Source organism: Allobosea sp. LjRoot90, assembly GCF_964254315.1.
GTDB lineage: Bacteria > Pseudomonadota > Alphaproteobacteria > Rhizobiales > Beijerinckiaceae > Allobosea.
The window spans coordinates 331,757-344,659 of the sequence record NZ_CAXUTF020000003.1 but is presented as its reverse complement, the minus strand read 5'-3'; the positions used below and the strand labels follow the sequence as shown (position 1 = coordinate 344,659).

At 66.3% G+C, this 12,903-nt stretch carries 15 protein-coding genes; 6 read left to right on the top strand and 9 right to left on the bottom strand.

The window, feature by feature from the left end:
* The first annotated feature begins 31 nt into the window (after positions 1 to 31).
* The 5 genes from lgt to ACSQ3M_RS13710 all read left to right on the top strand — a co-directional run bounded on the left by lgt (position 32) and on the right by ACSQ3M_RS13710 (position 3,958).
* Positions 32 to 856, top strand: coding sequence for a prolipoprotein diacylglyceryl transferase (gene lgt / locus ACSQ3M_RS13730; RefSeq protein ID WP_436150635.1), 825 nt, complete (start codon positions 32 to 34; stop codon positions 854 to 856).
* Complete coding sequence (locus ACSQ3M_RS13725; protein WP_436150634.1) at positions 853 to 1,950, top strand: class I SAM-dependent methyltransferase; 1,098 nt, start codon at positions 853 to 855, stop codon at positions 1,948 to 1,950. Before lgt ends, ACSQ3M_RS13725 begins: the two co-directional genes overlap by 4 nt.
* Before the next feature lie 22 nt (positions 1,951 to 1,972).
* Positions 1,973 to 2,737, top strand: a complete 765-nt coding sequence (pgeF, locus tag ACSQ3M_RS13720) for a peptidoglycan editing factor PgeF (protein ID WP_436150633.1) — start codon at positions 1,973 to 1,975, stop codon at positions 2,735 to 2,737.
* A 161-nt stretch (positions 2,738 to 2,898) separates the two neighbouring features.
* Positions 2,899 to 3,186, top strand: coding sequence for a hypothetical protein (locus ACSQ3M_RS13715; RefSeq protein ID WP_284171218.1), 288 nt, complete (start codon positions 2,899 to 2,901; stop codon positions 3,184 to 3,186).
* A 142-nt stretch (positions 3,187 to 3,328) separates the two neighbouring features.
* Positions 3,329 to 3,958 carry a 2-hydroxychromene-2-carboxylate isomerase gene (locus ACSQ3M_RS13710; RefSeq protein ID WP_436150632.1) on the top strand — a complete coding sequence of 210 codons (630 nt, stop codon included), beginning with the start codon at positions 3,329 to 3,331 and terminating at the stop codon, positions 3,956 to 3,958.
* Between the two features lie 10 nt (positions 3,959 to 3,968).
* On the opposite strand, the gene ACSQ3M_RS13705 is transcribed toward ACSQ3M_RS13710, so the two are convergent.
* Positions 3,969 to 4,718 carry an SDR family oxidoreductase gene (locus tag ACSQ3M_RS13705; protein ID WP_436150631.1) on the bottom strand — a complete coding sequence of 250 codons (750 nt, stop codon included), beginning with the start codon at positions 4,716 to 4,718 and terminating at the stop codon, positions 3,969 to 3,971.
* A complete protein-coding gene (locus tag ACSQ3M_RS13700) occupies positions 4,708 to 5,511 on the bottom strand; it encodes a glycosyltransferase family 2 protein (RefSeq protein ID WP_436150630.1) in 804 nt (267 codons plus the stop codon). Before ACSQ3M_RS13700 ends, ACSQ3M_RS13705 begins: the two co-directional genes overlap by 11 nt.
* Before the next feature lie 370 nt (positions 5,512 to 5,881).
* Between ACSQ3M_RS13700 and ACSQ3M_RS13695 the strand changes: the two genes are divergently transcribed.
* Positions 5,882 to 6,529: an outer membrane protein gene (locus ACSQ3M_RS13695; RefSeq protein ID WP_110488823.1), complete on the top strand. Its 648-nt coding sequence runs from the start codon at positions 5,882 to 5,884 to the stop codon at positions 6,527 to 6,529.
* Positions 6,530 to 6,750: 221 nt separating this feature from the next.
* On the opposite strand, the gene ACSQ3M_RS13690 is transcribed toward ACSQ3M_RS13695, so the two are convergent.
* The 7 genes from ACSQ3M_RS13690 to ACSQ3M_RS13660 form a co-directional block, all read right to left on the bottom strand.
* Positions 6,751 to 7,353 (bottom strand): glutathione S-transferase family protein, encoded by a 603-nt coding sequence (locus ACSQ3M_RS13690; RefSeq protein WP_436150629.1) that lies wholly within the window; start codon positions 7,351 to 7,353, stop codon positions 6,751 to 6,753.
* Between the two features lie 34 nt (positions 7,354 to 7,387).
* Positions 7,388 to 8,239, bottom strand: a complete 852-nt coding sequence (locus ACSQ3M_RS13685; protein ID WP_436150628.1) for a 23S rRNA (adenine(2030)-N(6))-methyltransferase RlmJ — start codon at positions 8,237 to 8,239, stop codon at positions 7,388 to 7,390.
* Between the two features lie 6 nt (positions 8,240 to 8,245).
* The gene (locus ACSQ3M_RS13680) at positions 8,246 to 8,914 is read right to left on the bottom strand and encodes a ribonuclease T2 family protein (protein WP_436150627.1); all 669 of its coding nucleotides are present in this window, start codon (positions 8,912 to 8,914) and stop codon (positions 8,246 to 8,248) included.
* Positions 8,915 to 8,925: 11 nt separating this feature from the next.
* On the bottom strand, positions 8,926 to 9,384 hold the full coding sequence (locus ACSQ3M_RS13675) for a hypothetical protein (protein WP_436150626.1): 459 nt from the start codon (positions 9,382 to 9,384) through the stop codon (positions 8,926 to 8,928).
* Positions 9,385 to 9,840: 456 nt separating this feature from the next.
* Positions 9,841 to 10,731, bottom strand: a complete 891-nt coding sequence (locus tag ACSQ3M_RS13670; protein WP_110488827.1) for a LysR family transcriptional regulator — start codon at positions 10,729 to 10,731, stop codon at positions 9,841 to 9,843.
* Positions 10,732 to 10,873: 142 nt separating this feature from the next.
* The gene (trxB, locus tag ACSQ3M_RS13665; protein WP_436150625.1) at positions 10,874 to 11,839 is read right to left on the bottom strand and encodes a thioredoxin-disulfide reductase; all 966 of its coding nucleotides are present in this window, start codon (positions 11,837 to 11,839) and stop codon (positions 10,874 to 10,876) included.
* A 52-nt stretch (positions 11,840 to 11,891) separates the two neighbouring features.
* Positions 11,892 to 12,875: a mitochondrial fission ELM1 family protein gene (locus ACSQ3M_RS13660; protein ID WP_436150624.1), complete on the bottom strand. Its 984-nt coding sequence runs from the start codon at positions 12,873 to 12,875 to the stop codon at positions 11,892 to 11,894.
* Positions 12,876 to 12,903: the final 28 nt, after the last annotated feature.

The window sequence follows — 12,903 nt, the reverse complement described above, 5'->3', positions numbered from 1 at the left end:
ATCACCGCAGCGCGCAACCCGGACCCGTGCCATGCCCGTCTTCGCCATTCCCTTTCCGGTGATCGATCCGGTCGCGCTCCAGCTCGGGCCGCTCTCGATCAAATGGTACGGGCTTGCCTATGTCGCCGGCCTGCTCGGCGGCTGGTGGTATGCGCGCCGGCTCGCCAGTGCCGAACGGCTCTGGGGCGGCCGGACACGGCCTGACCCGGATTCGCTCGACGATTTCCTGCTGTTCGCCGCGCTCGGCGTCGTGATCGGCGGCCGGCTCGGCTTCGTCCTGTTCTATAATCTCGGCGAATATCTCGCCAATCCGCTCGAGATCTTCGCGGTATGGAAGGGCGGCATGTCCTTCCATGGCGGACTCGTCGGCGCCGCGGCGGGCCTATGGGTCTTCGCCCGGCGGCGCGGCTATCCGCCGCTCTCGACGCTCGATCTTGGGGCTGTGGTGGCGCCGATCGGCCTGTTCCTCGGCCGCATCGCCAATTTCGTGAATGGCGAGCTCTGGGGGCGGCCGGCGCCGGACGTGCCCTGGGCGATCGTGTTTCCGCATGGCGGCCCGGTTCCGCGCCATCCGAGCCAGCTCTACGAGGCCTTCAGCGAGGGGCTCTTCCTGCTGGTGATCCTGATGATCGTGGTCCGTGTGGGCGGGTTGAAGCGGCCGGGCCTCGCGGCCGGGCTGTTCGGCATGGGCTATGGCATCGCCCGCACCGCCTGCGAGTTTTTCCGCGAACCCGATCCCCAGCTTGGCTTCCTGTTCGGGACCGGCTGGCTGACCATGGGCATGGTGCTGTCGGTGCCGCTGTTCCTGGCCGGCCTCGTATTGGTTCTTCGGCGGAAGGGGCCGGCTGAAGCGTGAACCTTCTGGCGCGGGAAATCGTAGAACTGATCCACCAGGAGGGCCCGATCAGCATCTCCCGCTACATGGCGCTCTGCTTGGGCCATCCGCGCCGTGGCTACTATATGAAGCAGGACCCGTTTGGTGCGGACGGGGATTTCACTACTGCGCCCGAGATCAGCCAGATCTTCGGGGAGCTGATCGGCCTCTGGGCCGCGAGCGTCTGGCAGGCGATGGGTGCGCCTTCCTCCATCCGCCTCGTCGAGCTCGGGCCGGGGCGCGGCACGCTGATGCGGGACATGCTGCGGGCGGCGCGGGCGCTGCCCGGCTTCCACGAAGCGCTCTCGATCCATCTCGTCGAGACCAGCCCGGTGTTGCGCGAGCGGCAGCGGGCGACGCTGGCCGGAAGCGGTAAGGAGCCGCAATGGCATGAGCGGATCGACCAGGCGCTCGAAGGGCTGACGATCGTCGTCGCCAACGAGTTCCTCGATGCTTTGCCGCTCGACCAGTTCGTCCGCACACCGGATGGCTGGCGCGAGCGGCTGATTGGGCTCGATGGCGAAGGGCGCCTGGCCTTTGGCTTGTCCAATGAGCCCGACAGCTCCCTTGGCATCGTTGCTGCGCCCGGCTCCGTGCTGGAGCAGCCGGCGGCGGCACTGGAAGCGGTAGCGGCCGTCGCGCGTCATGTCGCCGCTGAAGACGGCGCGGGGCTGTTCATCGATTACGGTCCGGCCCGCTCCGGCTTCGGCGACACGCTGCAGGCGCTCAAGCGCCACGCCTTCGTCGATGTGTTGGCCGAGCCGGGCGATGCCGACCTCACCGTGCATGTCGATTTCGCCCGGATGGCGCAGGCCGGGCTCGCTGCTGGGGCGGCCGCGCATGGTACGGTGACGCAGCGCGATTTCCTGCTGGCCCTCGGCCTGCAGCAGCGGCTCGAGGCGCTGTCGCGACGTGCGACGCCGGCACAGGCCGAAGCGCTCGCGAGCGGCGCCGAACGCCTGATCGAAACCGGGCCGACGGCGATGGGCGATCTCTTCAAGGTGCTGGCGGTCGCGGACCCGAAGCTGCCGCTGCTGCCCGGATTTGACCTTCATCGCCTGCCAGAGCAGGGCTGACCTTTAAAACGGATGCGCCGCCATGTTCATCACCTCGCCCGACCTCGCCCATGAGCCGGGCATCCGCCATGCCTTCTTCACCCGCGAGGGCGGCGTCTCCGCCGGGATCTACGCCTCGCTGAACGGTGGGCTCGGCTCGAACGACGACCAGACGCATATCGCCGAGAATCGCGCCCGCATGGCCGGGCAGATGGGTGTCGAGCGCGACCGGCTGGTCAGCGTCCATCAGGTGCATTCGCCGGATGTGGCTTTGGTCACCGGCCCCTGGGCGGCGGAGCGGCCCAAAGCCGATGCGATGGTCTCGATCGCCCACGGTGTCGCGCTCGGGGTCTCCACTGCCGATTGCGGCCCGATCCTGTTCGCGGACAGCGAGGCCGGTGTGATCGGCGCAGCCCATGCCGGCTGGAAGGGCGCCTTCTCTGGCGTGATCGGTTCGACCGTGACCGAGATGGAGAAGCTCGGCGCGCGGCGTGAGCGCATCATCGCCGTGCTCGGACCGACGATCAGCGCTGCGGCCTATGAGGTCGGCCCGGAGTTCATCGAGCGCTTCAAGGGGCAGAACGCGACCTTCGCCCGCTTCTTCCATGCTTCGGAGCGACCGGCGCATGCGATGTTCGACTTGCCGGCTTTCATCGCCCATCGCGCCCAGGAGGCCGGGATCGGTCGCTTCTATGATCTGGCCTTGTGCACCTATGGCGACGAGGCGCGCTTCTACAGCTATCGCCGCACGACTCACCGGCAGGAAGCCGATTACGGTCGCCTGATTTCGGCGATCGCGCTGGGCTAGAGGTCATTTCTCCCGGCTTGCGCCGCAACTGGCTCGTGATTTCGGTTCGTAAGTCGGCGCAACGTGCCGTTGCAGGCGCTGTTTCCATCGATGCCGAGTTGCGCGCGTCGTGACGGAGAGTCATCCTCCCTCCGCCATCCACCTTGGCTGAGGGATTGAACATGGAACAAATCCTGATGAATCTGGTCGCAGGCGCGATCGGTGGTAATGCGGCCGGCAAGGCTTCGCCGACCTTCGATATCGGTACTATCGGCAATACCATCGCGGGCCTGGTCGGCGGCGGCGTACTCGGCCAGCTGATTCCGGTCCTGCTGCCGGCGATCTCCGCCGCAGCAATGGGCGGCAATCTCAGCGTTGGTGGCATCATCACCAACCTGATCAGCGGCGGCGCCGGCGGCGCGATCCTCACCGCGATCATCGGCGCCATCAAGAACAAGGCGGCGGCCTGACATTTTCATCATGGCGCCGCCGCTTCGGCGGCGGCGCCATTGTCATGTTGATCGGAGCGATCACGACAATTCACACCGGGCAAGCTTGCCCGGTTCAGCCATCAGCGGGCATCGTCCGGCTCTTGCTTGCCCGAGGACCCTGATGTCACGCCAGATCGACTATTATTTCACGCTGCTCTCGCCCTGGACCTATCTCGGTCACGGCACCTTCATAGAGCTGGCGAGGCAGCACGGGCTTTCGGTTCGCTATCGGCCGACGCCGCTGCGCTCGGTCTTCGACGAGACCGGCGGCCTGCCGTTGCCGAAGCGGCATCCGGTGCGGCAGCGCTATCGCGTGCTCGAACTTCAGCGCTGGCGCGCCAGGCGTGGCCTGCCGCTGACCCTGTTCCCGAAGTTCTTCCCCTATGACGTCTCGCTGGGGGACAGGATCGTGCTCGCCGTCATCGCGCGTGGCGAGGATCCGGCCGGCTTTATCGGAGAGGTGCTGGCCGATGTCTGGGCCCGCGAGCAGAACATGTCACAGCCGGAGCTGATTCTGGCTGCAGCCGAGCGGTCCGGGCTCGATACTGCCGGCCTGGTCGAGGCGGCCGAGAGCGAGGCGACCAGCCGAGCCTATAAGGCGGCGATCGCGGAGGCGGTCGAGGCCGGCGTGTTCGGTGCGCCGAGCTATGTGCTGGATGACGAGATCTTCTGGGGGCAGGACCGGCTCGACCTGCTTGCCGATGCGCTAGCCCGTGGCAGGGCTGCCTATCGTAACGACGCGACGGCCTGAGCGGCTTCTCTCAGTCGACGATGTCGGGCGTGCGCCAGGCGATGTGCTGGCCGGCATCGACGGCGATCATCTGGCCGGTGATCGCCTTGGCACGCGCGAGATAGAGTACAGCCTCGGCAATGTCGGCGGCCTCGACCTTGTAACCAAGCGGCGTGCCGCCAGCCTCGACCGCGAGCAGCGCCTCGCCATTATGCGGGTTGGCGAAGGTCGGGCCGGGACCGACCGCGTTGACGCGAATGCGCGGAGCCAGCGCCTGCGCCATCGTCGTCGTCGCGGTCAGCAGCGCTGCCTTGGTGAGGGTGTAGGAATAATATTGCGGCGTCAGCTTCCAGACGCGTTGGTCGACGATGTTGACTATCGCGCCCTGCCTATCCGGTGGCAGGCGATTGGCCATCGCGCCGGCGAGCATCGAGGGCGCGCGCAGATTGATCGAGAACTGCCGATTCCAGGTCGGGACATCGAGCGCGAGCAGATCGTCGACCAGGAAGCTCGAAGCGCTGTTGACGAGCAGGCTGACCGGTCCGAGTAGCGCTTCAGCTTCCGGCACGATCCGCTCGACGGCGGCCGGATCGGCGAGATCGGCGACGATGACACAGGCCCGGGCACCCGCAGCCGCGAGGTCGGCGGCGAGAGCCTCGGCCTCGGCGCGCGAGGTGTTGCAATGGATGGCAACCGCGTAGCCGGCGTCCGCAAGGCGCAAGGCGATGGCGCGGCCGATGCGCTTGGCACCGCCGGTGACGAGGGCGACCTCAGCCACCATGCTCGTTTCCGTTTTCGTTTGCGCGCGGAACGCGGCGTCGAAGCCGGCGCTCCCAGTGCTTGGCGACGCGCAGATAGCGATAGAAGGCGTAGTTCATCGCGGTCATGAAGCCGTAGACGCCACGCAGAATGTGGCGCCGCCCGATATAAGCCTTGATGAAGTTCGCCGGAAATTCGGTAACCAGCCGGAAGACCGAGAGCGTCTCGCCGCGGGCGTCGAGATCGTCGGCCTGTGCGTCGCTATAGGCGTTGAGCTTGGCCATCTGCTCACCGAGCGAGCGGACCGAGTAGTGATGGACCGTGCCCTTGAGCTTGCCGATGCGGGCGCCCGGGGCGAGATCGACGCGGTCATGCACCGGGGAGGGCGAGTAGCGCCCCTTGTCTATCCGGTAGAGGCGGACCGGCGAGAGGGCATAGGCGAAGCGATGGGGCGCTCCTTCGCCGGGAAAGATCTCGGCGATGCGGATGCGGTAGGCGTCACGGGCTGGCTCGCCCTCGGCGAAGAGGGCGGCGATTTCAGCTGCGAGCTCTGGCGGCGTCACCTCGTCGGCATCGAGGTTGAGCAGCCAGGGATGGCGGCACTGCTCTTCGGCAAAGCGCTTCTGCGGGCCGTAACCGGGCCATTCGCGTTCGATCACGCGTGCGCCGAGCTTCGTGGCGATTGCCTGTGTGCCGTCAGTCGAGCCGGAGTCGATCACGACGATGTCATCGCTGAGCGCGCGAACCGCCGCTATGGTGCGGCCGATGCGATCGGCTTCGTCGCGCGCGATGATGAAGATTGAAAGCGGCGGCACGCTGTTCTCGAAGGCTGGGCAGGGCCAGTCGGCTAAAGCACGCGCAGGGGCGGGCTGCAAGCAAGGGGCGCATGGCAGATTTGCGTCCGGCGATGGAACCCAAAGCCGCCTGTTGCGGTTATGACGTGGCCGTGCGTAGTCGCTGACGTTGCGTTAGTAATCGGTTAGCCATTCACACTGTCTTAACAAAGACTAACCGGAATTGACCAATATGCCTTGCTTGTTCCGGATCGTGCCGCAATTTCGCCTCGGTCTGGCAAGCAGATGTGTTCTCGCCGCAACAGACACGGCTCGCGACAAACCCTATAACGGGGTCACTGAAATCACCTGCCGGCCAGCGCCGGGAAATACGATGACTAAGGAGTTTGTCATGAAGAAGTATCTGCTTTCGGGCGTTGCGGCCCTCGGCCTCCTCGCTGCCGGCGCTGCCTCCGCTGCCGACCTGCCGAGCCGCAAGGGCCCGGTTGTTGCCCCGGTCTACGCTCCGGTGTTCACCTGGACTGGCCTCTACGTCGGTGTTAACGCCGGCTACGGCTTCGGCAACGTGAATGCCAACGGCTTCGCCAATGTCGGCGATCTCGACGGTTTCATCGGTGGCGGCCAGATCGGCTACAACTACCAGATCGGCCAGCTCGTCCTCGGCGCTGAAGCCGACTTCCAGGGCGCTGACCTCAGCAGCGGCAGCAACCTCGGCCTGGTCAACGTCAAGACCGAGTACTTCGGCACCGTCCGTGCTCGCGCTGGCTTCGCCTTCGACCGCTTCATGGTGTACGCCACCGGTGGTTGGGCCTACGGCAACGTCAAGACCGCGATCCCGGCCCTGGCCTTCTCGTCCGACCGCACCCACACCGGCGGCTTCGCTGTCGGCGGCGGCGTCGAGTATGCCTTCACCAACAACATCATCGCCGGCGTCGAGTACCTCTACGTCGACCTCGGTGAGAAGAACATTGCTGGCGCTGGCACCAAGGTCGGCACCGACTTCTCGGTCGTGCGCGCCCGTCTCAGCTACAAGTTCTGATTTCTCCTTCCGGAGACAGAGCGAACCCGGTGGCCTCGGCCACCGGGTTTTTTGTTGGCTGTCGCGTCGAGCTGTCATTTCGGGTGTGCAGCTCCGGGTATCCGCCTTCGCGGAGGCAGCGACCTAATCCAACGAGACGGAACTCTGCCGTCCCCGGATTGCGTCAACGTTGCGCTTCTCGCAGTGGTGGCTCCGGTAGTCGGGGGCCGATTGAGAAATGCCTAGCCTTTGAAGCGCGTGGCCTCGAAAGCGGGAACCTTGGCGGCAAACGTGTCGAGCCAGGCGACCAGCGCTGGATGGCTGGCGCGCCAGGCTCCCTCGAAACGCAGGTCGAGATAGCCGAGAGCGCAGGCGAGCGCGATCTCGCCGATGCGCGGCCGGTCATAGGCAGGGGGCGCAGCTTCGAGCGAGGCGAGGGCGCGTGCAACCTTGCCGGCCTGATTCTCGACCCAGGCGGCATTGCGCATCTCGGCCGCGCGCAGGCGAAGCTCATAGACCTGTAGCAAGCCCGCGTCGCAGACGCCGTCGGCGACAGCCTGCAGGCGCAATTGCGCGAAGCGGGCGTCGCCCGCCTGGAACAGCCTGCCGCCGCCAGCGAGATGGTCGAGATACTCGGCGATCACGCGCGAATCGAACAGCGTCGTGCCATCCTCGAAGACCAGAGTCGGCACCTTGCCGAGCGGGTTCTGGCGCCGGAGCGATTCTGCGGGGTCGTTGGTGTCGGCCGGCACGATCTCGATTCGATCGTCCAGCCCGAGCTCGGCGATGGCGATCTTGATCTTGCGGCCGAATGGAGAGGTCGGGGAGGAGCGCAGGATCAGCATCGGTCATGGCCTTTGGCTTGGCGGACAGGAACGCTCAGCCGTCGGGGCTGATCGTTTCGCAGCGATAGCGCGGGCTCGGCCCCTGCGCGAGCCGTTCGCACAGGGCCGGCAGCAGAATCTCGGCTTCCTTTGCCAGCAGCCAGGGCGGATTGACGACGAGCATTCCCGTCGCGCTCAGGCCACCGGCGGCATCGGGCCGGTCGACATCGATCTCGAGCCGGAGCAGGCGGCCGATACCGGCGTCGAGAATCGCCTCGAGCAGGCGCTCCACGGCGCGTTCGTCCTTGATCGGGTACCAGAGCGCGTAGATCCCGGTCGGCCATTTGCGGTGCGCGGCGATGAACTCGGCCGCCAACGTCGAAAACTCGTCCTTCTCCTCGAAGGGCGGGTCGATCAGGACGAGGCCGCGGCGCTCTTTCGGCGGGACATTGGCGCGTAAGGCCGTCCAGCCGTCGATCTCGAGTGCCTTGCAGCGCTCGTCGCGGGCGAGCGCCTGGGCGAGCTTGCGGAAGGTATTCTCGTGCAGCTCAGCCGCGATCAGGCGGTCGTCGGCTCGCATCGCATGTCGGCAGAGCCAGGGCGAGCCGGGATAGGTCTCGGCGCCATGGCGGGCACGGGCGGCGGCGAGGGCCTCGCGCCAGGGCTTCAGCAGATCCTCGACCTTCGGGGCTAGCGGCGCCTGCTCGAGTCTGGCGACGCCGTCGCGCCATTCATGCGTCTTCAGCGCCTCCTCGGAGCCGAGATCGTAACGACCGGCGCCGGCATGCGTGTCGATGACCCGCCAGGGCTTATCCTTGGCGTTGAGATGCGTGAGGATGCGCATCAGCACGACGTGCTTGAGCACATCGGCAAAATTGCCGGCATGGAAACCGTGGCGGTAGTTCATCCTGGATCAGCGAATCGCGTTGACGCGAAAATCCCGCGCGCGGCAACCGGAGCGGTCGACCTCCTCGCAGGTCCTGAAATTGCGTAGGTCCTTGCTGAAGCAGATGCGCACTTCCTCCAGCACGCCGCGCCGGCAGGAGACCGACATCATGTCGGTCCGCAGCCCGGGATTGGCAGCGACAAAGGCGCGTTCGAGATCGAGCGCGTTCCAGCTCTGCTCGCTGTCGCCCTTCTGCAAGGCGGGTGGAATCACGACCTTGTCGCGGGCGCGGCGGGCATCGGCGAAATAGTCGGCCGGGCTCGAGCCTGAGCAACTGCCGTGCTTGCGCCATTGATAGCGGGCGAGGCTCTCGGTCGGAAACAGGCCCTCGGCCTGTTCCATGGCGATTCGCGAGGGTGTTCGGCCCGACGGGCCGCAATCGCTCGGGAAGCCACGCTCATATTGCGGCCAGAGGCCGTGCACGACAAAGCCGAGATTGGCGCCGGAAGCGCATTGCTCGCGGTTGCGTCCGCGGCCGCCATCGAGTTCGCAGAAGCCCGGCGACCAGGACAGGGCGAGGACGTAGAAGTCGAAATCGCCCGGCGAGCCGCCGCGCTCATAGCGGCCTTGCGCGAAGCCCGAGCCGGCCAGCGTACAAATGGCCAGAAGGCCGAGGGCGACTCGTTTCAGAAACATGGTCAGCTGGATCAGGGGCGCGCCATCTGGCAGTCGGGCGCATAGGAGCGATGGCGGTCGAGGCCGGAGACGCACCAGTTGACGTTCCAGGTCCAGCCGAACAGCCCGAGATTCTCGCGGACCGAATAGTCGACCCGGCGCAGCACGCCGTCATTGGTCAGCACGCGGGCGGTGCAGAAACGGCGCGGAATGAAGTCGCTGCCCCAGGGACGCCAGGCGACGGGCCGGACGCGGTCGAAGCTGATCGCCTGCAACGGCCCCCAGAACTTGGCCTCGCGCGAATTGAACCAGCTGGTGATCTCGCCGAGTACGGCTGGATCCTCGCAGGCCGGCAGATTGCCGTACATCGGAACGATTCGTTCTTCCGCCCGATCGGCGGGGTTGACGTAGCGCCCGCCTGCCGCCTGGGCAGAAAGACCGGCCAGGCACAGCCCGGCGACGAGAGCGGAGAGGAGTGAAACGCGGCGCATATGGGCCTCGCGAAGGGGGATCCGTTGTAAGCACGATGGCCGGGGGGGCGGCCATGGTCAAGGCGGATAGGCGCGGCGCTGCATGTCGAGCGAGGCCTGTGGCTTTTCGATCCGACCGCGGGCTAGGGCCAATAAAGAAAAAAGGCCGGCGTCCCGAAGGAGCCGGCCTGAAAGTTTGAAACATCCAGCGCAAAAGCGCCAAACATCTCAGAGGGGAACGGCTGGAACGAACTCAACGCCGGGAGGAGATGCGGAGCCCGTTCCGAACAACCGTGAGCCAAATATCGGGCAGACCCTGCCTTTTCGCAATGCAGCATTGGTCGGGTCGGTTATGCGCTGGCAACATGACCCATTACTAGAATTCGTCACAATTGCCAGGAGACCGCGCGTGGCACGCATGCGCAGCCGGCGTAAGACACAGTGCTGCCGGATTTTCCGGCAGCATCTGCCTGTCGTTCAGTACGTCCAGCGCTGCGCCTTCTGGATCAGGAAATCGCGGAAGACCTGCACGCGCGCGACCGACTTCATCTCCTCCGGATAGACCAGATAGCTCTCGAGCTGAGGCATCTCGGTCTCGCGCATCAACTGCACGAGCGGCGAGCCGGCCTCGATCAGGTAATCAGGCAGGATGGCGATGCCGGCGCCCGAATCGACCGCACGCTTCATCGCCGTGATGTTGTTGACGGTGAGGTGGATCGGCCGCGGATTGCGCTGGTCGCGGCCGAGCGTGCCGAGCCAGTGCACCGCCGTCAGATAGGAGGGCGAGGAGGCGCCGAAGGAGAGCAGCCTGTGGTTGTCGAGTTCCTCATAGCTCTTCGGCTCGCCGAAACGCTTGATGTAGGCCGGTGAGCCGTAGACGTGGAAGTGCACGGTGAAGAGCCGGCGCTGGATCAGGTCTGGCTGTTGCGGCTGACGCAGGCGAATCGCGATGTCGGCCTCGCGCATCGACAGGTCGAGTTCCTCGTCGGTGAGGATCAGCTCGACCTTGATGTCGGGGTAGAGATCGAGAAACTCGGCGAGGCGTGGCGTTAGCCAGTGGCCGCCGAGCCCGCGGGTGGCGGTGACCTTGAGCTCGCCGGAGGGATGCTCGCGCGTCTCCGAGAGCTGCGCGCGCGTTCGCTCCAGGCGCTGCGTCATCTCGCGCGCAGCGCGCCAGAGCAGTTCGCCCTGCTCGGTGAGAATGAGGCCACGCGTGTGCCGATGGAACAGCGGCGCGCGCAATTCGCGCTCCAATGCACCGATCTGACGACTGACGGCCGACTGGCTGAGACCCAGCCCGTCGCCAGCTTTGGTGAAACTTCCCGATTCAGCGACCGTGTAGAAGATTCGGATGCGGTCCCAATCCACCGCGTTCCCCCCGTGTTATGCGTTCAGCGCATGATGGGGGGATAGAGTTGTCCGGTCAACGACTCCTTTGCCGGGACGGTTGATTTTAGCCGTTAATATCGTGCTGGAACTGATCAATTTCAGTGATGGGAGCGGTCCCCGGCTATTCCGCTGCCTCGCGAATCCCCAGTTCCTGCGTCATCAGCCAACGCTCGGCGTCGAGCGCCGCCATGCAGCCGAGGCCGGCCGCCGTCACGGCCTGGCGGTAATGCTCGTCGGTGACGTCGCCGGCGGCGAAGACGCCGGGCACATTGGTCTGGGTCGTGCCGGGCGTGACCTCGAGATAGCCCGAATCGCGCATGGCGAGTTGGCCGGCGAAGAGCTCGGTCGCCGGCTTGTGGCCGATGGCGATGAAGACACCGTGCGTTGCAAGATCGCGCAACGCCCCGCTTTTCAGATCGCGCAGGCGGACATGCGTGACGGAGGGCGGCTGCGTGCCGCCGAGGATTTCGGCGACCTCCGCATTCCAGACCATCTCGATCTTGGGATGCTTGAAAAGGCGCTCCTGCATCACCTTCTCGGCGCGCAGCGAATCGCGCCGGTGCACCAGGGTGACCTTGCTGGCGAGATTGGCGAGATAGAGCGCCTCCTCGACCGCGGTATTGCCGCCGCCGACGACGACGACCTCCTTGTTGCGGAAGAAGAAGCCGTCGCAGGTGGCGCAGGCGGAGACGCCGAAACCCTGGAATGCCTGCTCGGAGGGCAGGCCGAGCCATTTCGCCTGGGCGCCGGTCGCGACGATCAGCGCGTCGCAGGAATAGGTCTCGCCGCCATCGCCCCAGAGACGGAAGGGACGCTGCGAGAGATCGACGCGGGCGATGTGGTCGGAGACCATCCTGGTGCCCATATGCTCGGCCTGGGCGCGCATCTGCTCCATCAGCCAGGGGCCCTGGATCACATCGGCGAAGCCGGGATAGTTCTCGACATCCGTGGTGATCATCAGCTGGCCGCCGGCCTGCAGGCCGGAGATCATGACCGGCTCGAGCATGGCGCGGGCGGCATAGATCGCGGCGGTGTAGCCGGCCGGGCCGGAGCCTATGATCATCACCTTGGCGTGGGTATGGGCCATTTATCTGGTTCCTGAGCCGGCACGAGCCGGAGATATCGGTATCGGAGTGGCTTCAGTCCAGCCCCGTTGCAGCCTTGTGACGCCGCCAGCCCTCGAGCACGGCCGCGGCGATCGTTCCGGTCGAATCTAGCGGCTCGTAGCGGGAGCCTTCAAGCTTGCCCTGGAAGTGATGCACAGCGCCGTGGCGTTTCAGCGCCTCCAGGAACTTCGCCAGCTTGCCGTGCCCGCCATGCGGCTCGAAGACCAGGATGGGCGCGCCGGTCGCCGCTGCCTCGCCGATCATATTGGTCGAATCGGCGGTCGTGACGATGGCGTCGGCATTGGCGAGCAGCGGCACGTAAGGATTGACGCCGCTGCCATCCCACCACCAGCCGCCATGGCGGCGGAAGACCTCGGCGATGGCGGCATCGAGGGCCGGCGGGGTCCGGCGCGAGCGCGAGCCCATCAGGGCGACGCCGGAGGCAGCGAGCGCGTCGAGTTCGCGCGCGAAGCGTTCGATGTCGTCCGTCCGGAAGCGGTGGTGGCGACTATCGCCGCCGGCGAGCACGGCCGCGCGCGGGAAGGGCAGGGCGGCGAGCTCCGGTGGTGGCGCGGTCCGGGCGGCAGCGAGAGCTTCCGGCGCGAGCCGGTGCGGCGAGGTGATCGTCACCAGCACGTTCTCGCCGCGCAGGCGGTCGTGCTCCGAAACCCAGATCAGGTCGGCGGCGTCGGGGCCGATGCGCGGGTCCTTCAGGAAAACCGTGAAGGTTGCGCCGTTCGAAGCCTTCTTGACGGCGCGTAGATAGGCGACGGCGCGGCGTCCGGAGGCGATGGCGATATCGGGGAAGGGCGGGCGGATCGGGCTGCCCGGTCGGTCGGGGGCCTCGCGCGGATCGATCGGCCCGCGCGGCATCAGCCAGCTCCAGGGCCGGCCCGGATTGATCCGGCGAAGCTCGGGAGCGACGCCCAGGCGCTCGGCGACGCCGAGGCATTGCACCTCGTCGCCGGCCTTGCCGTCGGTCAGCACCCAGAGGGAAGGCGTCGATTCTGGCGGCACGGTCGGCTGGTCCGGGTTTGGCGTGGTC

Bases quoted from the DNA above. Each gene is read 5' to 3' on its own strand.
- lgt (WP_436150635.1), top strand. From the start codon at position 32: ATGCCCGTCTTCGCCATTCCCTTTCCGGTGATCGATCCGGTCGCGCTC.
- pgeF (WP_436150633.1), top strand. From the start codon at position 1,973: ATGTTCATCACCTCGCCCGACCTCGCCCATGAGCCGGGCATCCGCCAT.
- ACSQ3M_RS13715 (WP_284171218.1), top strand. From the start codon at position 2,899: ATGGAACAAATCCTGATGAATCTGGTCGCAGGCGCGATCGGTGGTAAT.
- ACSQ3M_RS13710 (WP_436150632.1), top strand. From the start codon at position 3,329: ATGTCACGCCAGATCGACTATTATTTCACGCTGCTCTCGCCCTGGACC.
- ACSQ3M_RS13705 (WP_436150631.1), bottom strand. From the start codon at position 4,718: ATGGTGGCTGAGGTCGCCCTCGTCACCGGCGGTGCCAAGCGCATCGGC.
- ACSQ3M_RS13695 (WP_110488823.1), top strand. From the start codon at position 5,882: ATGAAGAAGTATCTGCTTTCGGGCGTTGCGGCCCTCGGCCTCCTCGCT.
- ACSQ3M_RS13690 (WP_436150629.1), bottom strand. From the start codon at position 7,353: ATGCTGATCCTGCGCTCCTCCCCGACCTCTCCATTCGGCCGCAAGATC.
- ACSQ3M_RS13685 (WP_436150628.1), bottom strand. From the start codon at position 8,239: ATGAACTACCGCCACGGTTTCCATGCCGGCAATTTTGCCGATGTGCTC.
- ACSQ3M_RS13680 (WP_436150627.1), bottom strand. From the start codon at position 8,914: ATGTTTCTGAAACGAGTCGCCCTCGGCCTTCTGGCCATTTGTACGCTG.
- ACSQ3M_RS13675 (WP_436150626.1), bottom strand. From the start codon at position 9,384: ATGCGCCGCGTTTCACTCCTCTCCGCTCTCGTCGCCGGGCTGTGCCTG.
- trxB (WP_436150625.1), bottom strand. From the start codon at position 11,839: ATGGCCCATACCCACGCCAAGGTGATGATCATAGGCTCCGGCCCGGCC.